Origin of the sequence: Planktothrix agardhii, assembly GCF_904830935.1 — a bacterium.
GTDB lineage: Bacteria > Cyanobacteriota > Cyanobacteriia > Cyanobacteriales > Microcoleaceae > Planktothrix > Planktothrix agardhii.
In genome coordinates this window covers 3,083,459-3,105,657 of the sequence record NZ_LR882952.1, presented here as the reverse complement: position 1 = coordinate 3,105,657, position 22,199 = coordinate 3,083,459, and the positions used below count along the sequence as shown (strand labels likewise).

Genomic DNA, 22,199 nt, shown 5'->3' with positions numbered 1-22,199 from the left:
TTGACTTTGTATTGATTTTAGATTTAATTGTTTTTTAAAGTCCAGTTGGTTCAGAAATTTCACAGTAAAATAATCAGACGTGAGCGTGTAGAATCGAGAAGGCGATCGCATTAGTTGGGATAAAATGCTTGAATATGGTAGTATTCGCAGCATTCGGAAAACAGAAGACGGTCGCTATTGTATTGCCTATTGTCGCTCGTCATCGGGTCAGGATAATTACCAATTTTTATTAGCTAAATATATTCATCTCAGTACGGGTTATCCAGCCATTAAACTGTTAACTGATCTGGAACAATATCATCGAGAACATCCTGAAGAATCTGGAGAACAAAAAACAGTAGTTCAAGGTTATGAATCCCATGATTATATTTATCAGAAGTTAGAAAAAAATGGCGGCACGGTTGTGATTCGAGGATCGGGAATTGTGGCATCACAAATATTTGAACGGTTGTATGAAGCCCATAAAATCCAGCGTAATATTACCGTAATTCATTTAAACCGAGAACCTCGCAAGGGCAACCAATTTGAGTCAGCCCAACGCCAGGTTGAACATGATTGGGAATTTCAACCTTTTAACTGGCCTAAAGGGACTTGGGGCGGTGATATGCGGGCTATGTTAGAGGCGGCAGATCCCTTGGGACGACGGGAATTATTGCAGGCTTGGGGTGGAACAACAACAGCTAGTCGGAAGAAATGGCGACGCATTGTTGAGCAAGGAAAATCCCAAAATTGGTATAAAATTTGTTATGGTTTAGTGAAAAAATTAGAACGCAATAATCAAGGTTTAGAACTTGAGATCACTGTATTATTAATCATCATGACTCCAACTTTATTCGGACGCTGGCAAACGCGAATTTTTCTATTAGCAACGGTGGGAATTTTAGTTTCTTTGCCTTTTTCTTGGGGATATTTAGGCGTTAAGTCTGATTTTGTTTATTTTTGGATTGTGTTTTATGTGGGTTTATTGGGAATAGCTTGGGATGTATTATATGATTTTCTGCAAAAATATTTTTGGGATCATGATTGGCCAGGAATATTCCAATTTTATGCCGGAGTTGTGGAGGGATTAGTTTTGGCTTTATTGATTGCCAATATCGGTTTACCCAATATTCCTAAAACTGAATTTGATTTAATTACCTTCATTAAACATTATGGTTTAGTGTGGTTGGCGGTTTATTTATCCGCTTGGGTGATGATGCGGTTATTATTTCCCCGTTGGCGGTTTCGGGGGGGAGAATGGATGGGAAAATGGCCAATTTAACCAACGTAGGTTGGGTTTTATTGCACTCAACCCCAGTCACACAGCGCCCGGAAATAAATTTCGGGCTAAAAGCTCAAACCAGTTAAAAAGGGTTAAAAAAGTAGAGATGTTGTATGCAACGTCTCTACAGCCCGAAATGCGCGTTCAGGGCATTATGACTTAAGTTAACACCAATAAATTTCTAATTAATAAAACGATGAATTACCCAACTCTTACAATTTTAATCACATCTTCAATATTAATACTGGGATTAACAGTTAGTTGTAGTTCTAATCTTAACGTGGAAACTGTTATTTCCAGTCCTCAACCTGCGGTTAATTCAAATTCTAATTTAACCCCACCCCCACCCCAAAATACTCCAAATTCTACGCCATCTGATCGGATTTCGGGAGTATTTTATGCCGAAAATTCCATAGCTTTGAAAGGGTTTGATGTTGTTGCCTATTTTCAACAAGAGCAAGCGATTCCGGGGAATCCTAACTTTAATTATCAATGGGGGAATGTTAATTGGCAATTTTCTACGGCAGAAAATCGAGATTTATTTGTTCAAAATCCTGAAAAATACGTTCCTCAATATGGAGGTTTTTGTGCTTGGGCGGTGAGTCAAGGTTATACCGCACCCATTGACCCGAATGCCTGGAAAATTGTGGATGGGAAGCTCTACTTAAATGCTAATCCCAAAATTCAACAGCGCTGGGCAAAGGATATCCCTGGAAATATTACTAAAGCCGATAAAAATTGGCCGGGTTTGGCAAAGGAAATTCAAAGTAAATAAATCTACCCCTACTGTCTTTTCCACAATTTAATCGTGGTGTCCCAACTCCCACTGGCTAATGTCCGACCATCGGGACTGAAGGCTACAGAATAGACTACATCTGAATGTCCGGTGAGAGTGGCAATTTGCCCTTGGCTCTGCACATCCCACAATTTAATCGTCGTGTCCAAACTCCCACTGGCTAATGTCCGACCATCAGGACTGAAGGCTACAGACCTGACAAAATGTGAATGTCCGGTGAGAGTAGCAATTTGCCGTTGGCTCCGCACATCCCACAATTTAATCGTCTTGTCCTTACTCCCACTGGCTAACATCCGACCATCGGGACTGAAGGCTACAGACCTGACAAAATCTGAATGTCCGGTGAGAGTAGCAATTTCCCCTTGGCTGTGTACATCCCACAATTTAATCGTCGTGTCCCAACTCCCACTGGCTAATGTCCGACCATCGGGACTGAAGGCTACAGACAAGACAAAACTTGAATGTCCGGTGAGAGTAGCAATTTCCCCTTGGCTGTGTACATCCCACAATTTAATCGTCGTGTCCCAACTCCCACTGGCTAATGTCCGACCATCGGGACTGAAGGCTACAGACAAGACAAAACTTGAATGTCCGGTGAGAGTGGCAATTTGCCGTTGGCTCTGCACATCCCACAATTTAATCGTGTTGTCATCACTCCCACTGGCTAATGTCCGACCATCGGGACTGAAGGCTACAGAGGTGACATAACTTGAATGTCCGGTGAGAGTAGCAATTTCCCGTTGGCTCTGCACATCCCACAATTTAATCCTGTTGTCAAAACTCCCACTGGCTAACGTCCGACCATCGGGACTGAAGGCTACAGAACTGACAGCATCTGAATGTCCGGTGAGAGTAGTAACCAGGGTGGGGTTTTGCCAGGATACTTGGGCTGCGGGGGTGGGGAGTGTTGTTGTGGGTGACGGTGTTAATTGAGTTATGGGCGCAATATCTCCAAATTTAAGACGAGGAATAATTTGAGTAATTACAATTACAATAATTGTTAAAACAATTGCTAAAATTAATAAAGTTCGAGGTTGGGATTGACTGATAATTCTTGTTGTCTTAGCATTCTTATTCCTAGAATAACCATTAGGTGTTGGAGCCTGATTTTTATTATTTAGAGCAGTTATCACATCCCTTGCCGACTGAAACCGATGACTAGGATCAGGTTTGAGCATTTTATCTAAAATATTAGCTAAATCCTGATTAACGCCAGGAGATATAGATCTCCAATTCCATTTGAGAGTATAAGTATCGCGTAAATTTTGTGGATGTTGATTAGTCAGTAATTGAACACAAGAAGCCGCCAGTGCGTATAAATCACTGGATGGATAAACTTGTTGTCCAGGTTTTTGTTCTGGTGGCGCATATCCCTCACACCCAAACACTAGAGATTTTTCTGGAGATATTACTCCTCGGGTGACTTGTTTAACTGCACCAAAATCAATTAAATAAAGCTTTTGATTATCCTGACGGCGAATAATATTACTCGGTTTAATATCCCGGTGAATTAGTTTTTGATTGTGAATAAACTCTAATGTCGGTAAAATTTGCTCCAAGATTTCTAAAATCTGGGTTTCTGAAAAACGACCTTGTTTCTCTAATTCCTGACTTAAATTTTGACCTTTAATATATTGCTGAACTAAATAATTGCAATCTTGTGAAATATAGGAATTAAGTTGGGGTGCTCTCAATATAAAATAATCGTAGAGGTCAGGAATTTGCAGGTGATTTCCATGTAATTCTGCCAAAGCTTTAGCTTCCCGTTCAAAAGCTTTTTTAATACCTTCAACCTCTTTCGGTGTGTAACGCGGTTGAATTTCTAATCGCTTTACTACACAGTACCGTTGATTAATTGAATCTAAATCAACGGATACAAAAGTGGCTCCAAATCCTCCTTTTCCCAAGGCTTGGAAGGGTTGATAATGTCGTCCCTTTGCAGTTAAGATTAAGGGCATCCCACAAGTACGACAAAACAGTTGCCTTTCTGGGGTTATATTATATTGGAAGTCGGGGAAATGGTTATGAGGGTTAGGGCAACCGGGACGAGTGCAATAGATATTCATATTCAGGATTTTTTGAGTTGATGTCAAAAATATAGCAATCCCAGGTTAATTATAATCGTTAAAGTAGTATTTTAGTCGGTGTGTGGTACAAGTCAACTAAATAGTCCTAGTCCCACTAACGCCAGGAAACCCACTTATAAAGGTTTTTAAGGCAGAAACCGGGTTTCTGTCATCAGCTTTGTTGAATCATCAAAAGATAGTTGAAGAAACCCGGTTTCTGAGGGTTTCTGGTGGTTAAATTAATCCGATCTCCCGTACTTCTACTTAGAAATAAGAGTAGAATGAAACGGAGCGATCACTATGCACAAACACTTACTCTATTCTGTGAATTGGGTATAAATTAAATATAGAATCTTGACTAATAATATAAATATTTTCAACGATACTTTGTGCAATTAACAATCGATCAAAGGGATCTTTATGATAAAAAGGTAATTGACAAACCAAGTTTAAATGACTCAGTTTAATTTGTAGTAAATTAAAATCTTCTAGCTGGAGTTTTTCTGCTATATAGTGCTCTAATGATACCGATAAAGTTAGTTTTCCTTGACTTTGCTTAATTGCCATCTCCCAAACGCTTGCCACACTAATATATTTGATGTTGTTTATATCTTCAATTAAATTTCGCGCCGTCCCATTGAGTTTTTCATTCCCTGAGAAAAACCAAATCAGTGCATGAGTATCTAATAAAACTTGCATTTCTAATCTTGAAATTCTTCTAAAGGATCATCAAAATCATCAGTAATAGAAATAATTCCTTTATCTGTTCCAAATAAAGCCGGACGTTGAGATTGTTTTTGCCGAAATAAAACCAATTTCAACAAAGGTTTTTTATTTTCTGTAATAATAATTTCTTCTCCATTTAAAGCTAAATCAAATAATTCCGAAATTTGTGAAATTGCCTGTGTAATTTCTATGGAAGACATAGCCATCTAGTGGAACGCCATTATTTACCCATTATAGCAGAAAATTTATATTTTCTCCTCGTACTTTTTATTCTCTGGTAATATCCCGAAGCCGGAAGAAAGATGTGCTTGCTTTTTTGTTGAAGTTGCGATCGCACAATTTGACACCTATTTTAAAAAACAATATAATTCCTACTATCCTCTGAATTAATATTATGGATACAAAACAGAGCGCATCCTTTCAAACAGGTTTCTCTCTTTATGAACAAGACTTTTATGGATGGACACAGCAACAAGCCAAACTGTTACGGGAAGGCGCATTAGATCACCTTGATATTATCAATTTGGCTGAGGAGATTCAATCTTTGGGAAAGCAACAACGCCAGGAGTTAAAAAACCGTTTAGGAATTTTACTCGGTCATTTACTCAAGTGGCAGTTTCAACCCAATAAACGCTCTAAAAGTTGGTTTGTGACCCTGCGCGAACAACGCCGAGAGATTGGCTATTTATTAACAGAAAATCCCAGTTTAAAACCCTATCTTCCTGAAGCATTACACAAAGGTTATCAAAGTGGTATTGACTTAGCTGTACGCGAAACCTGCCTGAATGATCAGGATTTTCCCACAGAATGTCCCTATACCCTAGACCAAGTTTTAGACACTAACTTTTTCCCAGGAGAAGCTTCTGAACACTTTCATAACCAGAAATAGATAATAATCAGGTTATTATTAACAACTCTTTTGTGTCTTTGTGGTTAAGTTAATCCTCAAGGCTATCAATTAATGATTCAAAAGTAGGAGCGAGGATCAAGATTAATTTAACCACGAAGACACAAAGACACAGAGAATTTATCGACTATTCCTATCTCTTTTCTTCAAACTTTGCTAAACTAATTTTAGGAAAAGTAAATAGTTGAATCATTCGGAGTTTCATGTTAGAGATTACTTCCTCAGCGAGCACCCAGATGGAAACCATAGTATCTTCCGCCCCCAAGGGTAACGAAAAAGCTCCTCAATTCCAGGGGTTTGCCAAACGGCATCTAGGCCCCAATCCTGTTGAGATTCAACAAATGTTAGAATTGTTAGGGGTTTCTAGTTTAGAAACTTTAATTGATCAAACAATTCCCTCAACTATTCGCCTCAATTATAGCTTAAAATTACCAGAAGCTCAAACCGAATATGCGGCTTTAAATCAATTAAAAGCGATCGCCTCTCAAAATCAAGTCTATCGTTCTTTTATTGGCATGGGATACTCCGATTGTATCACACCCGGAGTGATTCAAAGAAATATCCTAGAAAATCCCGGTTGGTATACGGCTTATACCCCCTATCAAGCGGAAATTGCCCAAGGTCGTTTAGAAGCATTACTAAACTTTCAAACCCTAATTATTGACTTAACTGGATTAGAAATAGCTAACGCTTCCCTACTCGATGAAGCTACAGCCGCCGCCGAAGCCATGAGTCTAAGTTATGCGGTTTCTAAAACCAAAGCTACGGGATTTTTTGTCTCCCAAGATTGTCACCCTCAAACTATTGATGTAGTTAAAACCAGGGCAATTCCCCTAGGCATTGAGATTATTATTGGAGATCATCATACCTTTGATTTTAGCACATCTATCTTTGGATGTCTACTGCAATATCCTACTACTGATGGAACAATTTATGACTATCGAAACTTTATAGAAACCGCCCACAAACATAACGCTTTAGTCACCGTGGCGGCGGATATTTTAAGTTTAACCCTATTAACTCCTCCAGGGGAATTGGGAGCAGATATTGCCGTCGGAAGTACCCAACGGTTGGGAGTTCCCTTGGGTTATGGCGGCCCCCATGCAGCCTATTTTGCTACCAAAGAAACCTATAAACGCAACGTTCCGGGTCGGATGGTGGGTGTGTCTAAAGATGCTCAAGGAAACCCGGCGTTACGGTTAGCATTACAAACCCGTGAGCAACATATTCGCCGTGATAAAGCTACCAGTAATATTTGTACAGCCCAGGTATTATTAGCGGTAATTGCGAGTTTGTATGCGGTATATCATGGGCCATCTGGACTTCAAGAAATCGCCCAAAATATTCATCAGTTAACCCTAACCTTAGCAGAAGGCTTAAAACGGTTAGGCTACGCAATGGGAACAGAACCATTTTTTGATACAATTAAAGTAGAATTAGGGCAAAAATCCTTAACGGAAATTCTGTTAGCATCCCAAACCAAAGAAATTAATCTCCGAGTGATTGATTCCGAAACCGTTGGTATTAGTTTAGATGAAACTACCACAATTAATGATATCATTAATTTATGGGAAATCTTTGCCGAATCTGAATTAAAGTTTACGGTTGAAGATGTCTTAAACCCATCAGAAAATCTTACCCCATTTATCCGAAAATCTGCCTATTTAACCCATCCGGTTTTCAACAGTTACCATTCAGAAACCGAACTTCTACGCTATATTCATCGTTTAGAAACTAAGGATTTATCCTTAACTACTTCCATGATTCCTTTGGGTTCCTGTACAATGAAATTGAATGCCACGGCGGAGATGATTCCGGTAACTTGGCCGGAATTTGGTAAACTCCATCCTTTCGCCCCAAAAGACCAAACCCAAGGCTATCAAATTCTGTTTGAACAATTAGAAAACTGGTTAGCAGAAATAACAGGATTTTCCGGGATTTCTTTACAACCAAATGCAGGTTCCCAGGGGGAATATGCCGGATTATTAGTAATTCGTCACTACCATGAAAGTCGGGGAGAGATAAACCGAAATATCTGTTTAATTCCCGAATCTGCCCACGGTACAAACCCTGCTAGTGCCGTGATGTGCGGGTTTAAAGTAGTTTCTGTTGCCTGTGATGATCAAGGAAATATTAATATTAATGACTTGCAAGCTAAGGCCGAAAAATATCACGAAAATTTAGCTGCATTAATGATTACCTATCCCTCAACTCACGGCGTATTTGAAACCGGAATTGAAGACATTTGTAATATCATTCACAGCAATGGCGGACAGGTTTATATGGATGGGGCAAATATGAACGCCCAAGTCGGGTTATGTCGCCCTGGGGATTTTGGCGCCGATGTCTGCCACCTCAACCTGCATAAAACCTTCTGTATTCCCCACGGGGGCGGTGGGCCAGGAATGGGGCCGATTGGGGTCGCCTCCCATTTAGTTCCCTTCCTCCCCGGTCATGGGGTTGTAGACATCCCAGGAAGTCAAACTGGGGCTGTTTCCGCCGCCCCTTGGGGGAGTGCGAGTATCCTGGTGATTTCTTGGATGTATATTGCCATGATGGGGCCAAAGGGATTAACAGAAGCGACAAAATTGGCAATTTTAAATGCGAATTATATTGCCAGTCGTTTAGATAAATATTACCCGATTTTGTACAAGGGAAATCAGGGATTTGTTGCCCATGAATGTATTTTAGATTTGCGGGGCGTGAAGAAATCTGCGGGTATTGAAGTTGATGATATTGCTAAACGATTAATGGACTATGGATTCCATGCCCCCACGGTTTCTTGGCCAGTAGCTGGAACCATGATGGTAGAACCAACTGAAAGCGAATCTAAACCGGAATTAGATCGGTTTTGTGATGCGATGATTGCCATTTATCAGGAGATTTCCCAGATAGAATCGGGGGCGATGGATGCCACTAATAATATGTTGAAAAACGCGCCCCATACGGCAATTTCCCTGCTTTGTGGCGAATGGAATCGTCCCTATTCCCGGGAACAAGCCGCCTATCCCGCCCCCTGGACAAAAGAACATAAATTCTGGCCGTCTGTGGGACGAATTGATAATGCTTTTGGCGATCGTAATTTTGTCTGTTCCTGCTTACCCATGGATGCCTATGAGTAAAGGCTAGTTTTTTCCGGGCAATGTAATTCCAAATCATTCAAAAAATGCAACATATCTAGTCTCCTTTGATGAACAGGGGACTAGATATTCAGGTGTAAAAAGTTGACAATAAAACCTTTTGTATCTTCGTGATTAATTTGTTATTAAATCACAGATAGTTTTAGCTTTGCAAGACTAAGACTGTCTTTAATATCCTCCAACGGTTGACATTTCAAAGTTGTCTTAAAAAGTCCCACTCATCAAACCATACTGATCTATCTACAGCTTTAAGTAAATCCAGAAAATCCCTTTCTATATTAAATGAAATATGATACGCTTGTAAAGATTCATCTAATATCTGTTTAACATCTTCTTTTCTAGTGAGTTTAAAAAACGCTCCACTTTTCAGAGTATTATTGATATGATTCTTACATGAAATAGTGAGATCAACATCAGTTTTATTAATAAATTTATATTTGAATATTGTATATAGACTTTCTTGGATCGCTATATATCTGTACGTTGTTTCTTTAAGACAGTTATCATTCAAATATTTTTCTACTAAATTCTGTCTTATATTCTGATATGCAGTATTCAAAGAACCCAACAGTTCTTCTTGAACAATATCCTGGGAATACCTATTTTTAACCCATTTTACTAATAAACGACTGAGTAAATCTAAATCCGTCAGCAAAATCGCTTCAAACGTATAAGCTTGTGGAATATAGGTTTTTAAACTTAGTTTTTCTTCCATTTTTTGAGCAAGTTTTACACGATCTTCATCTATCAAAAAATCCCTATCTATAATTAAAACAGATTTTTCCCAGAGAGTTCTAGTATTTTTAATAGCGGAAAAAACCGTTTTATAGTGTAGTATTTCTTTAAAAATATTGTTAATTCCATTTAATACCAAAAAAACATATTTTTTCGTATTTCTAGGAGATACACTTTTTTGCAAAAGCAAATCAATTGCCCTAGCATCATCTTCACCCTCCACAAAAATTAAGTGATTAGCTTCAATGGCATTAATAAAGTCTAAACCATTAGGACTTCCTAAAGAACTGAGGATAGGATTTATCGGAATCGGATAAATACCCTTAAAACGCTCGCCCAACCTCTGGATTTCAGTATGACCCAGGGGTTTATAATAATTTTCAGCACTATTTTGATCTAAATGAAATAAATGATGTAGGGATGAATGCCGAATGATGGTTTCATTATGGGTCGTGATTAATAATTGATTTTGGTTAGAAAACCTCGTCAGTATTTCTAGTAAACGCTGTTGAATATCCCTGTGAATATGACTATCCGGTTCATCAAGCAAAACTAGATTCATATCAGTTCTCTGTTCATAATAATATAAATTTAACAAAATTTCTATTATCTGTAATGTACCACTTCCCAATAAAGCAATATCTTTTTCAGTATCTCTACTATTGAGTTTGTAATTGATAATTACCCTAGTATCTTTCTGAATATCGCTGGAAGTAAAAAACTCGATTTGTTCTTGATTATTAAACAAAATATAAGACAAATCAGAAATAAAATTATTATATAATGATAAATCTTGTTGCTGCTTATATAAAGAATATAAACGATTACGCAGTACCGTTGCCGACTCTCTCATTTGAATCGCTTCCCGAATTTGAGGATTAGTTGCAAAATTCTCGCGTTGGCGAATAGCTAACACAGGAGAAGCATAATATAATCCGATGGGGAAAGGAAAACTTCTAAAGAATCTATTAAATTTTTCAAAGTCATAAGTCGTAAAATCCATCAGTTCAATCACATAATTTAATCCAGATGAACTAATTCTAAATCCTATTTTTATCTGTTCATTTTCATGTTCTAATTCTGCATCAATTTCTATTTTTTTATTTTTATCACATTGATTAAAAATATCTTCAAAATTCGGATTACAGACACTATGAATTTCTTCAAAAGGAAAATATTTTTCCTGAGTATTCCCCAAGATGTAATCGCCTTTTCTATAGTTTTTAGTTTTTCTTCCTGCCTGACGAATCAATTTATTAAAGCATTCATGCCACAGAGAAACGACTTCCAGAATGGTTGTTTTACCGGAATTATTTTTACCAGTAAAAATATTGATATCAGAATTTAATTGAATTTTGGTATCTTGAAAAGATTTAAAATTTTTAATCTGAATTTCCTTGATGTGCATATTTTTATTGTAAAGTTGTAGATCGTTTTTACTGTTTAACGTTTTACCTCGGTTTTAGGATAGATGTCTGTGACTTATAGTGTAACATAGTAATTTGATGCGATCGCAACTTCTAAAACAATGAACCAATCCTTAAATATTCCTTCCAATAGCGATTTATTTGAACCCACTTATCCCAAGTTTAGGGAAAGTAGTTACTTTTGCTTGCGCCGAGGAATTAAGGGAGGTTTTGCAGGTTCATAGGACTTTAATCCTCCATCTCCTGTCAGAATTTCGACTTCATAACCTGACTTTGCATAATAATCTGCAACTCGCTTAATGCTTGCATCTCCGAGGGATAATTTTTGCGTGGCTAACTGAGGAAATTCATCCGCCAGTTGTTTAATTTGTTCAGAATTCCATAACTCTGACTGTTGGGTAAATGCAGCCCAAGGGGTTTGATTATCAGCCGTTAATTTCATTAATTCTGCTAATTTTAGAGCAGTTTCATATCGTAGATTAGAAGATTGGGCAATATGATTTCCCGTTTCAATAATAGAAGCTAACGGTAAAACAAACGTTGTTTTTAATTTTTCTTCCTGTTGTAAAATTTTCTCAACTTTGGCTTTATCCCAAAAATTTTCTTTTGAACCACAGGTTACTTTACCCGGAACTCCTAACCAGACACAAAGGATAGAAGTATCAAAAATCAATACTTTTATCATTATTTCTATTCCCGATGTTTAGCTAAACTTTTTTCTAATAATCCCTGTTGGGTGATTTTTCCTAAAGAACCTGAAGCCATCAATTTCGGTAAATTTTCAATTTCATCTAAGGGAATTAACTGGCTTTCTCCTGTATCTTGATCTCGATAAACAACCATGACAAAAGGAATAAAATCCGGGGTTAATTCATCCATTAAAGCCGGGTTATGGGTCGTGACTAAAATATCAATATTCCGTTTTTTTCCTATTTCCTTTAACATTTTCAAAAGCAAACCAGCGCGGGAAGGATGTAAACCATTATCAACTTCCTCAATCACAATTAAACTGCCTTCGGGACGGGTTAATAAAGCGGTTAAAATGGCTAAAAATCTTAATGTTCCATCGGACATTCCTCTTGCATCTAATAATAAAGGTTCTTGATTTTCACCCCATTTTTCTTCACAATATAACATGGCATCACTGCCTAATCTGCCAACGGGTTCAGCCCAAACTCGTTGTAAATCTCCTTCAGGAAGTTGGGATAAATAACTCAGTAAGGTTTGTTCTATTTTTTCTTTTTCTGCTTCAGGAAGATCGGCTAAAACTCCAGCAATATTTGAGCCATCTTGTTCTAAAATTTTTGATAGGGGAGAATAGTCTCTCATGTTCTGAGGAATTGGGTTAATAATAAATATTTTTTTGAGAACTATTTTAGTAGCTCTGTAAATCTGTATCTGAATACTTAAATCATCACAATCATAAAAAGATAAAGGTTTTAGAGATCCCAAAAAGAATTTAGGTCTAGGAAACGATCTATTAATCGTATTTTCTGATGAGTTATTACTTTTGTTATTTTCATTAGATTTAAGGAATTTTATAAATTCTTTAATTGATTGTATTTTAGGTTCTATTTCTGTTTTAATACTATAAAGACAATCAAATTCAAATTGCTCAAGTTCCTTACCTGGCCGTTTATATTGTTTATATTTTCCACTAATAACCGCTTCTAAAGTAAACTGAGTTTCTGGTTTTCTAACTACCCATTCTAACCCTCCTCGAATTCCTGGGGTATGACTATCACCAATTAAAGCAGATTCTAAAGATTTAGCTTCAGGAATGCGACTTAAAAAATCTAAAGCATCAATAATATTAGATTTGCCACTAGAATTAGTTCCAATTAAAATAGTAATTGGATCTATATATAAGGTCGCTTCTTTAAAACTTTTCCAGTTTTTTAAATTGATTTGCTTTAGCATTAGATTTTTTTAATTTTTTAAACCTCGCTCTTTCCTTGTTAACACTATCTTGAAAGTTGCTGTTGTATAAGTTGCTGTTGCATAAGTTGATAGGACAAAAGTTGAAAGGTTTTTTCTAAGTTCTGCTGCACTATAGCCTGATTGGGGTCAAGGTTTAATGATTTTTGATACTCAGTAATTGCTTCTTGAAATCTTCCTTGACCACTAAGTGCAACACCCATATTATTATAAGCGGTCGCTAATTTAGGGTTAAGCTCAATAGCTTTTCGACATTGTTCGATAGCTTCTGGAAATTTTTCTTGACTAGCAAGTGCCTGACATAAATTATTGTAAGGCTGCGCTAATTTAGGGTCAAGTTCAATAGCTTTCTGGTATTGTTCGATAGCTTCTGGAAATTTTCCTTGACCAGCTAATGCAGAACCTAGATTATTGTAAGCAAGAGCTAATTTAGGGTCAAGCTCAATAGCTTTCTGACATTGTGCGATAGCTTCTTCTGATTTTCCTTGACTAACAAGTGCCTGACATAAATTATTGTAAGGCTCAACTAATTGAGAGTCTAGTTGAATGGCTTTCTGGTATTGTTCGGTAGCTTCTGGAAATTTTGATTGACTAGCTAATGCAAAACCTAGATTATTGTAAGCCATCGCCAATTTAGGATCAAGCTCAATAGCTTTCTGACATTGTTCGATAGCTTCTTCTAATTTTCCTTGACTCGCTAGTGCCAGACATAGATTATTGTAAGCAATAGCAAATTTAGGATTAAGTTCAATAGCTTTCTGGTATTTTTCGATAGCTTCTTCTAATTTTCCCTCCTGATAAAGTGCGAAGCCCTCATTATTGTTCATCTTACTTTCAATAGGCGCACAAGCCACTAGAGAAATAGTCAACATCAAGGAAAGTCGTTTCCACTGTTTCACGTTTTACCTCGGTTTTAGGATAGATGCCTGTGACTTATAGTTTAGCATAGTAGTTTGATGCGATCGCAACTTATCAAACAATGAATCAATCCCCTATTATTCCAATGATATTACAGAAATTAATAAAGCTGTCCAAGCACCTCACCACGATAATAATTGCTATAACTTTAGGCTTGATAACTGTTTGAGCTATAATTAAACACTAACCCAACCCTAGAACACTTTACCTATTATTGATTATGCTTGTATTTTTTATTCATGGTGTCGCCACAAGAGATGCTTGCTACTCATCAAATTTACAACAACTTATCAAAACAGAATTTAGTCACAGGGAAGAAAAAAATCCTCATTTTTACGCTAGTTTTTGGGGTTCTGCCTTAACGGATATCGGGAAAATATGGAATGGTATTGATGAAGATTTAGCAGCCGTTAAAAAGAAATATCCTAAAATTGATCGTGAAGAGATTTTTCGATATCGAACCTTTAGAGAAGGCTTATTTTCTCAATTTCTTGGGGATTTCTTTACCTATATGAATCCTGATAAGGGTCGAGAAATTCGCAAAACAATCGCTCAACAACTCTATAATTTTATTAAGCAAAACCCCAATGATTCTGAACTTCATATTGTTGCCCATTCGTTAGGAACTGTGATTCTATGGGATATTTTATTTTCAGATCGATTTTCAGCGAAAGATCCCGCTTTATCTATTCGAGCTATGATTCGAGAATTACAAAATCAGACAGATGTGAAACTTAAACATCAGGTTAATTTGAGCAGTATCACGATCATGGGTTCGCCCATTTTATTTATTAATATGATGTTAGATGTGCGTCCCGAAAAAGTCGAGCAATTTGCTCATTCCTATTCTTCTGAACAGCCTTTAAGATGGCTTAATTTAATTCATGCTTCGGATTTAATTGCTTATCCTTTAAAAGCGAGTTTACATCTAGCTGAAAATAGTTGTCTGAAATTTACAGATGAGTATTTATTAGACGATGTTAACTTGGCTGAAAAAACAGCTAGAACTTTAGGTCAAACTGACTTAGCAATGGTTTTAGGTTCTAGTGATGCCCATAGTAATTATTGGAATTGTCCTGAAACTGCTCGATTAATTACTAATAATATTTTGAATCAACAAAAAGTGATTTTTCAAAATTTCTTAAAAACCGTAATTCACCATTTATCTCAAGTTAAGGGGATGACACCTATATCCCAAGTTAAGGGAATTCAACGCCATTATAATAACTATAATATTCAAAAGGGAGATCTTTATTTGAAATTTCCTGATCAAAGTGGGAAAATTTATTTATTTGTTAATGCTATTAACGTCCATCATGTTTATGTATTAGATGGTGATGATGAACTGCAATTCGGTGGCTATGTGGGTTGGATAGATCAGGAAGGGTTAATGAAAAAACTAGAGTTAATCAAGGGTTTGATGATTAACCGTTAATTTATCTAATTGTAATGGATAACATCTCATCTGTAGTGCCAGCGTCCTCGCTGGCTAACTACACCCAGATCCTTGATGATCCTATTTTATTTTAGCAGTTTAATTCTTGTTAATTTGATTAATATAGCAATCCGTGTAGGATTTATGATAAAAACCTGTAGGGGTTGGGTCTCCCAACCCAGGCGCAAAGATGGTTGACCAGACCCAACCCCTACGATAAAATGTTACAACCTCTGGTCTTGAAGGCGCGGATTGCTATAGTTGATTGGATTAGTTAGGAATGAAAAATAAATAACTTGCACAATTACACCCTGGAAACCTCGATCTACTGTAAACTATTGCTCAATTAGTCACCTTATTGGTTTTTCATTCCTTAGCGAGCGGGGACGCTCGCACTACACTTAATATCAAGCGGCGGTAATTCTCACCCCTTCAAATAATGCCACCGCACTAAAAATAAGGAATAGAAAACCTCCGATAGCCGTAATAGTCCGTTCTGAAATTTTTCCCTGAATTAATTTCCCACCTAATACCGCAATAGCCGTACAAATTGTATGTCCAACAATTCCCCCAATAATCACCCCTACAGGGTTATGAAATGTAGCTAATGCAATCGTAGCAATTTGGGTGCGATCGCCCCATTCTGCCACAAATGTTAACACAAAAGCTTCTAATAAAACCCCCCATTTACTTTTCCGTTTCGGAAACTGATTTTCGGCTTTTTCTACTACTTCTAACGCTTCTTCTTGTTCATCACTAACCCCCGCACCTTTCGGCATTTTACTAGCATCATATAATAACTTAAATCCAAATAATGCAAACAGAACAATCTCGGCATAATGAATATAAATCTGAGGTAAGAAAGAAAATATCCGCCCCACACAAACCGAAAGAACTGTCATTGTTGCCAAGGCAGCTACTACCCCGATAAAAACTAATTTTCTATCATTTTTTAAAGATAAAATAACCGCGATAAAAAATGTTTTATCCCCAAGTTCAGAAATAGTAATCAGTAACAGTGCAGCCGTAAAAGCAGTGAGCATAATTTCAATATTAACAAATAGGATAGTTAAAAGCACAGGATTAGGCTTTCGCTGTGATTAGTTTATCAGAAAATCCCTGAATATTTAAGTATTTTTATAGATTTAAAATTCTGATTTTATTCATAAATGAATCACAATATTTTCATAATCAATTCATTTTTATTTAACCCATAAAATTTTAATAAACATCTTTTAAAAATTCAATCCTTAAACCCTTTATCCCTAGAGTTGGCTAGAACCATCACAAATCCATCCTTTCCTTGACAAAATTTATCCAACCGGATATTCCCCTTAGTCGTAAGATCAGAAGATGGATCTTAGACATTGATGTGATGTTCAATTGCAACTTGACTTGATCCCTGGCAAATTTGTATAACCTCTATCGTTAATCCTTATGTCATTTCCCCGTTCTAGCGGTATCTTACTGCATCCCACATCCTTACCGAGTCCCTTTGGCGTTGGAGATATTGGCCCGGTTGCCTATCAGTTCGTTAACTTTTTAAAACAAAGTGCCCAAAAACTTTGGCAAGTCTTACCCCTTGGCCCGACTGGATTTGGCAATTCTCCTTATTTATCCTATTCTGCTTTTGCGGGAAATCCCTTATTAATTAGTTTAGAAATCTTAAAAGAGGATGAATTATTGACCGATGAAGACTTAGCAAATCCGCCGAATTTCCCCAACCATATTGTTAATTTTGACGCGGTTAAAGCCTTTAAAGAGAAACTGTTTCATCAAGCCTGTGTTACTTTTCAAGCCAATGCCACAGAAGAACAGGAAGAAGAATTTAATCGATTTTGTTCTCGCAGTAACTATTGGTTAGATGATTACGCCATTTTCATGTCATTGAAAGAGGCATTTAATGGAGAAAGTTGGAATGAATGGGAAACAGGAATTGCCCTGCGAAAACAGGAATCCTTACATAAATGGGGAGAAAAGTTAGCTAAACCTATCTATTATCATAAATTTCTCCAATTTCAATTCTTCAAACAATGGTCAAAACTCAAACATTATGCCAATGAACAAGGCATCCAAATTTTTGGAGATTTAGCGATTTATGTTGCCCATGATAGTGCCGATGTTTGGTCACATCCTGAAATCTTTTGTTTAGATGAAGAAACCGGAGAAGCATCATTAATGGCTGGAGTTCCACCGGATTATTTTAGCTACACCGGTCAATTGTGGGGAAATCCAGTTTATAATTGGGAACGTTTGCAACAGGACGGATTCTATTGGTGGCTGCAACGAATTGAATCTTTATTAGGCTATTTAGATTTAGTTAGAATTGATCATTTTCGGGGTTTAGAATCATTTTGGGCCGTTCCTCAAGGGGAAACAACCGCTATGAATGGTCAATGGGTAGACGCACCGGGAAATGCCTTTTTTAGTTTATTAAATGAGAAATTAGGCGAATTACCAATTATCGCCGAAGACTTGGGAGTTATCACCCCAGAAGTGGAAGCATTGCGGGATAAATATGGTTTACCCGGGATGAAAATTCTACATTTTGCCTTTGATTCCGGTTCCGGTAATCCCTATTTACCCTATAATTACGGTTCAGCAAATTGGGTGGTTTATACCGGAACCCATGACAACGATACAACGGTGGGTTGGTTTAACCGTCGGAGCTTACAGGAACAAGCCCGAGTCACCCGCTATTTGGGCTGCACCTCCGGTTATGGCATTCACTGGGATTTAATTCGGTTAGCCATGTCCTGTGTGGCAAATCAAGCGATTTTCCCCCTACAGGATATTTTGGGTTTAGGGAGTGAAGCAAAAATGAATATGCCGGGAGAAGCTGAAGGTAACTGGGCTTGGCGTTTTCAACCGGGAGTATTAACCGAAGAAATCGGAGAACGCCTCAAGTTTCTAACCGAAACCTACGGCCGTTAAATCAGTTATCAGTGATCAGTCATCAGTTAACAGTGTAAGAGGTATCAGTTATCAGTTCAGGAGTTAATAAATTAACTGTAAACTTCTTAACTGTAAACTTCTTAACTGTAAACTTCTTAACTGATGACTGTTGACTGTTAACTGATGACTGTTAACTGATGACTGGAGGAAGGTGGGAATTATAACTTCGATAAATCTTCAGCTTTGAAAACCACTTCTTGAACCTGACCGGGTTCCCCAAGACTTTTGGCTTCTCCGTTATTAACGGTTACGAGAACTCCTCCAGCATTTCCAGTAAACACAACAACCTTATCTTTCGCTTTCCAACTGCGTTGTGTTCCCCCTTCTAAGGTACCTTCAAATGCGGTTTTACCATCCACTTCAATAACTACCCAGGAGGGATCTTTCGCCACTATCCCCACTTCTACTGTCTTTTCAGTTTTTGATTGGGCGGGGGACTCCGTTTCATATACTTTTTCAACGGTTGTTGTTACCTTTTGGGTCGTTGAAGATGGGGGAGAAGAAACGAATTGACTAGCGGAAGTGGATGGTTTTTTTGGCTGAACTACCGCCTGACGCAGTTGAGGATTAACCTCCGGTGGGTTAGTTGTGGCAACGGGTTCACCCGATACACTCGCAAAATTAGCGGTTTTATTCAGATAAGAAACCCCGTTAATCGCACAAATAATTAATAGGATATAAGTTAAGTAAAGATGGGTGGGTCTTAATTGTGGAAGGGTCAAGAAATTAAGTTTTGATTTCATCCCCACTTTTTGAGGTTCGGGGAGGAAAAAGTTAGCCAGTTCTACTCCATTTAAACCCAAAGCATCAGCATAGGTACGGATTAACCCTTGAGTATAAACTGGTTCTGGGAGTTGTTCTGTCCTAGCTTCTTCTAAAGATTGTAATAAATGGGAACGGATTCGAGTGTAAGCCGCTACCATATCTAAAGAGAGGGAATGACCGAGACGAGTTTCTCTGAGTTGTCCTCCAATTTCTACTAATCGCTGAATCAGTTCAGGATCATAGGAATTAAGGGTTGGGCTAGGATTTTTAGCCATTTTAAACGGTAAGACAAATAAATCAGTTTTCATAATCATTTACTCCTTGATGTCTACAGGGTGAACGGGCACACTAACCAATGGGGATGAAATGGGATTTCGTAAGAACTCAATTTCCCAGGCACTCAGAGAACGATATTGACCCTCTGGCAATGGGGATTTTTCAGGAGGTTGGAGTTGAATTGAGCCAATGGCAGTTCGGTGTAATTTAATTACTGGATAACCTAACTGTTCGGCAACTCGGCGAATTTGCCGCTTTCTACCCTCATATAAAATCACTTCCAATAAAGTCTGGTGATCTGAATTTTGTTGAATACACCGAACTTGAGCAGGTAATGTTTTTCTTCCTGCCAATAGCACACCCTGACGCCAAGCCTGTAATATTGAATCCGATGGATTTCCGGCAACCCAGACTTGATAAGTTTTAGGAATCAAATGACGAGGATGAGTTAAACGAAAGGTTAATTCTCCATCGTTGGTCAGTAATAATGCCCCTGTAGAATCGACATCCAAGCGTCCAACCGGATGAATGCCTTGACCTACTCGCATTTTACGCGGAAGTAGATCCAAAACGGCAGGTCGTCCGTTGGGGTCTAAACAAGTCGATACAACTCCTATCGGTTTATGGAGTAATAAGTAGACTGGCTCAGGTCGGTAGTTGGGTTTAATTGACTTCCCATCGACCTCAATTTGATCGCAATTCGGATCGGCTTTTTGTCCCAACTGGGCTAAATTGCCATTCACCCGTACCCGTCCCGCTTGAATCATTTCTTCGGCGTGACGGCGGGAGGCAATACCCCATTGAGCCATAATTTTTTGTAGCCTTTCATCCATGCTGATCGGTAACTGTCCTTGACTAATGGTAGATCTATTCAAACCAAGGGAGACTATGTACAAATATTACAGCAATCCGCAATTAATCCTACTATCAATCTGAGTTTGGTGTGGAATAATGTGGGGATGGGTGATTCTGGAGTAGCTATGGCATTGATTCAGACTGGGGCTAAACCCTTAATTGGAAGTATATTATCAAAGGCAATTGGGCTTTGGTTGCGATCGCAAGTTGACAAAATTGATCACCTACAACTCAATATCGAAGGTAGTAATCGTTCTTTGCTGTCCGGGGATATTCCAGGGGTGTCTGTCGCTGCGGAGAATGCCATCTATCAGGGGTTACATTTAACTCAAGTCCAATTACAAGGGTCAAATATTCGGTTTAATCTGGGTCAAATTTTAAAAGGTCAACCTTTACACCTGTTAGAACCTTTTTTTGTCACCGGAAATCTACACTTACATCAATTGGATCTGAATCAATCCCTACAAGCTCCAATGTTAGTCCAGGCATTAAACGAGTTTGTTTTGTCACTGTTGATCGCTTTGACCCAATCTTCATCCCAGTCTACTTATGATCTCCAAAAGCAGCAAAATGACTCTTGGGTGCAATCGGTTCAACGGATTCAAAACCCCCAAATTACCCTAGAAACCGGTCATCTAATTTTAAACGCCCAACTGCTTTTCGACTCAGGTGAACTATTATTTTTTCAATTAAAAACCGGATTGGAAATTGCTAATTTCCGTGAACTGATGTTGGTTCAGCCCCAAGTCCAAATTTATGACATTGATACTGAACTGCACCTAGATAATTATATCATTGATCTAGGTTCAGATATCAAAATTCAAGACTTAATTTTATCCCCTGGATTACTTGAAATTCAAGCCACACTCAAAATCAATCCCTAATCAGTTATCAGTCATCAGTTATCAGTTATCAGTTTAAGAGTTATCAGTATTGCCCATTACCCATTACCCATTACCCATTACCCATTACCCATTACCCATTACCTAACTATTTAGGGTTGCAATGTGGAAACCAACGGCCAAGTCTTAATAACAAAAATACCAACGGCAACAATTCCTAAGACCAATTCAATCACATTGCCTAAAACTGAACCGATAAAAACCCCAATACTAGCCTTAAAAGCTGGCTTGATTCGTTCCGTTAATTTAACATCCCGTTGATATAGAAATTCCCCAATAAAAGCACCCAAAATCGGCCCAATTAAAACCCCTAATAACGGCCCTCCAAAGGGTAAAGCGGGTAAAAGTCCGAATAATCCCACAACCAATCCAATAATTGCTCCAAACTGCGCCCATTTACTCGCCCCAAACTGTTGTAATCCCAAAATTGTCGCTAAATAGACAATCACCATACTTAAAATTAAAATCGAAATTACCACAATCATCGGCCCCACAATTCCCGTAAATTTTGTGGCAATTCCCCAAACTAAAATAGCACCTAAAATTAAACTGGTTCCAGGTAATAAAGGAACAACAATTCCAATAATACCCACCATCATAAAAGCAATCAAAATCCAATATAAAATCCAATAGTTCATGGTGCGTTAATTTTTTGAGTGGTTAGTGAGAACCGCTTGAGCAAAGCGCTCTTGTCCTTCTTCCAAATTCCGGGGAATCCCTTGAGGATAAGTTTTAGTAATTATAGCCTGTAGGAGTTCTACCCCATTACCGGGGTTAGGATGGGTACTCAAAAATTCTGGTGGAGACCCCCCCGAATTAGCAGACCCTAAAATCTGCATTAGTTCTACTAAACCTTTGGGGCTGTAACCAGCTTTCGTCATGAATTCAAACCCCAAGCGATCGCTTTCTAATTCATCTTTACGACCATACTTAAGATTAACTAATTGATTCACCGCTTGAGCTAAAATCGCTGCTTGTTGAGCATTCCGGACGATTAAATTGATATAGCAGGGAAGAGGGAACAGCCCCCCTAGCCCCCCGTGCACGGGGGGCTAGGGGGGGAGGGAACGCCGGATCTCGGAGGAAAAGACTTCACC

The 22,199-nt window shown here is 38.1% G+C and carries 19 protein-coding genes; 7 read left to right on the top strand and 12 right to left on the bottom strand.

Annotated elements, in window-relative coordinates:
- Positions 1-124 precede the first annotated feature (124 nt).
- Together NMG88_RS22600 and NMG88_RS14545 are read left to right on the top strand one after the other, a co-directional pair.
- Positions 125-1,261: a hypothetical protein gene (locus tag NMG88_RS22600; protein ID WP_313656307.1), complete on the top strand. Its 1,137-nt coding sequence runs from the start codon at positions 125-127 to the stop codon at positions 1,259-1,261.
- A 196-nt stretch (positions 1,262-1,457) separates the two neighbouring features.
- Positions 1,458-2,036: a YHS domain-containing (seleno)protein gene (locus NMG88_RS14545; protein ID WP_027250004.1), complete on the top strand. Its 579-nt coding sequence runs from the start codon at positions 1,458-1,460 to the stop codon at positions 2,034-2,036.
- Positions 2,037-2,044: 8 nt separating this feature from the next.
- On the opposite strand, the gene NMG88_RS14540 is transcribed toward NMG88_RS14545, so the two are convergent.
- From NMG88_RS14540 to NMG88_RS14530, 3 genes are all read right to left on the bottom strand, one after another.
- The gene (locus NMG88_RS14540) at positions 2,045-4,123 is read right to left on the bottom strand and encodes a serine/threonine-protein kinase (RefSeq protein WP_254035561.1); all 2,079 of its coding nucleotides are present in this window, start codon (positions 4,121-4,123) and stop codon (positions 2,045-2,047) included.
- A 312-nt stretch (positions 4,124-4,435) separates the two neighbouring features.
- Complete coding sequence (locus NMG88_RS14535) at positions 4,436-4,822, bottom strand: type II toxin-antitoxin system VapC family toxin (RefSeq protein ID WP_026795379.1); 387 nt, start codon at positions 4,820-4,822, stop codon at positions 4,436-4,438.
- 2 nt (positions 4,823-4,824) lie between these two features.
- Positions 4,825-5,055, bottom strand: coding sequence for a type II toxin-antitoxin system Phd/YefM family antitoxin (locus tag NMG88_RS14530; RefSeq protein WP_233423098.1), 231 nt, complete (start codon positions 5,053-5,055; stop codon positions 4,825-4,827).
- 188 nt (positions 5,056-5,243) lie between these two features.
- Between NMG88_RS14530 and NMG88_RS14525 the strand changes: the two genes are divergently transcribed.
- Both NMG88_RS14525 and gcvP read left to right on the top strand, forming a co-directional pair.
- The gene (locus NMG88_RS14525; RefSeq protein ID WP_254035560.1) at positions 5,244-5,738 is read left to right on the top strand and encodes a DUF29 domain-containing protein; all 495 of its coding nucleotides are present in this window, start codon (positions 5,244-5,246) and stop codon (positions 5,736-5,738) included.
- 254 nt (positions 5,739-5,992) lie between these two features.
- On the top strand, positions 5,993-8,878 hold the full coding sequence (gene gcvP / locus NMG88_RS14520; RefSeq protein ID WP_235765824.1) for an aminomethyl-transferring glycine dehydrogenase: 2,886 nt from the start codon (positions 5,993-5,995) through the stop codon (positions 8,876-8,878).
- A 211-nt stretch (positions 8,879-9,089) separates the two neighbouring features.
- Here the strand turns inward: gcvP and NMG88_RS14515 are convergent, their stop codons facing one another.
- The 4 genes from NMG88_RS14515 to NMG88_RS14500 form a co-directional block, all read right to left on the bottom strand.
- The gene (locus NMG88_RS14515) at positions 9,090-11,039 is read right to left on the bottom strand and encodes an ATP-dependent nuclease (protein WP_235751548.1); all 1,950 of its coding nucleotides are present in this window, start codon (positions 11,037-11,039) and stop codon (positions 9,090-9,092) included.
- A 194-nt stretch (positions 11,040-11,233) separates the two neighbouring features.
- A complete protein-coding gene (locus NMG88_RS14510) occupies positions 11,234-11,743 on the bottom strand; it encodes a hypothetical protein (protein WP_235751549.1) in 510 nt (169 codons plus the stop codon).
- Positions 11,744-11,748: 5 nt separating this feature from the next.
- Entirely contained in the window at positions 11,749-12,978 is a 1,230-nt protein-coding gene (locus tag NMG88_RS14505; protein ID WP_235765825.1) for an AAA family ATPase, read from the bottom strand.
- Positions 12,979-13,022: 44 nt separating this feature from the next.
- Positions 13,023-13,895 carry a tetratricopeptide repeat protein gene (locus NMG88_RS14500; protein WP_254035559.1) on the bottom strand — a complete coding sequence of 291 codons (873 nt, stop codon included), beginning with the start codon at positions 13,893-13,895 and terminating at the stop codon, positions 13,023-13,025.
- A 239-nt stretch (positions 13,896-14,134) separates the two neighbouring features.
- Here NMG88_RS14500 and NMG88_RS14495 point away from each other — a divergent pair, with 239 nt between their 5' ends.
- Positions 14,135-15,349: a hypothetical protein gene (locus tag NMG88_RS14495; protein ID WP_254035558.1), complete on the top strand. Its 1,215-nt coding sequence runs from the start codon at positions 14,135-14,137 to the stop codon at positions 15,347-15,349.
- Between the two features lie 407 nt (positions 15,350-15,756).
- Here NMG88_RS14495 and NMG88_RS14490 read toward each other — a convergent pair whose 3' ends face one another.
- A complete protein-coding gene (locus tag NMG88_RS14490; RefSeq protein ID WP_042157539.1) occupies positions 15,757-16,392 on the bottom strand; it encodes a TMEM165/GDT1 family protein in 636 nt (211 codons plus the stop codon).
- Positions 16,393-16,786: 394 nt separating this feature from the next.
- On the opposite strand from NMG88_RS14490, the gene malQ reads away from it, so the two are divergent.
- Positions 16,787-18,283: a 4-alpha-glucanotransferase gene (malQ, locus tag NMG88_RS14485; RefSeq protein WP_042154495.1), complete on the top strand. Its 1,497-nt coding sequence runs from the start codon at positions 16,787-16,789 to the stop codon at positions 18,281-18,283.
- Positions 18,284-18,462: 179 nt separating this feature from the next.
- On the opposite strand, the gene NMG88_RS14480 is transcribed toward malQ, so the two are convergent.
- The gene (locus NMG88_RS14480; protein WP_026788149.1) at positions 18,463-19,377 is read right to left on the bottom strand and encodes a helix-turn-helix domain-containing protein; all 915 of its coding nucleotides are present in this window, start codon (positions 19,375-19,377) and stop codon (positions 18,463-18,465) included.
- Positions 19,378-19,383: 6 nt separating this feature from the next.
- Complete coding sequence (locus NMG88_RS14475; RefSeq protein WP_026796737.1) at positions 19,384-20,178, bottom strand: pseudouridine synthase; 795 nt, start codon at positions 20,176-20,178, stop codon at positions 19,384-19,386.
- Positions 20,179-20,196: 18 nt separating this feature from the next.
- Between NMG88_RS14475 and NMG88_RS14470 the strand changes: the two genes are divergently transcribed.
- Positions 20,197-21,084 (top strand): LmeA family phospholipid-binding protein, encoded by an 888-nt coding sequence (locus tag NMG88_RS14470; RefSeq protein ID WP_052331089.1) that lies wholly within the window; start codon positions 20,197-20,199, stop codon positions 21,082-21,084.
- A 110-nt stretch (positions 21,085-21,194) separates the two neighbouring features.
- Here the strand turns inward: NMG88_RS14470 and NMG88_RS14465 are convergent, their stop codons facing one another.
- Positions 21,195-21,740, bottom strand: coding sequence for a DUF456 domain-containing protein (locus NMG88_RS14465; protein WP_027255176.1), 546 nt, complete (start codon positions 21,738-21,740; stop codon positions 21,195-21,197).
- Positions 21,741-21,746: 6 nt separating this feature from the next.
- On the bottom strand, positions 21,747-22,148 hold the full coding sequence (locus tag NMG88_RS14460) for a M48 family metalloprotease (RefSeq protein WP_278047055.1): 402 nt from the start codon (positions 22,146-22,148) through the stop codon (positions 21,747-21,749).
- Positions 22,149-22,199: the final 51 nt, after the last annotated feature.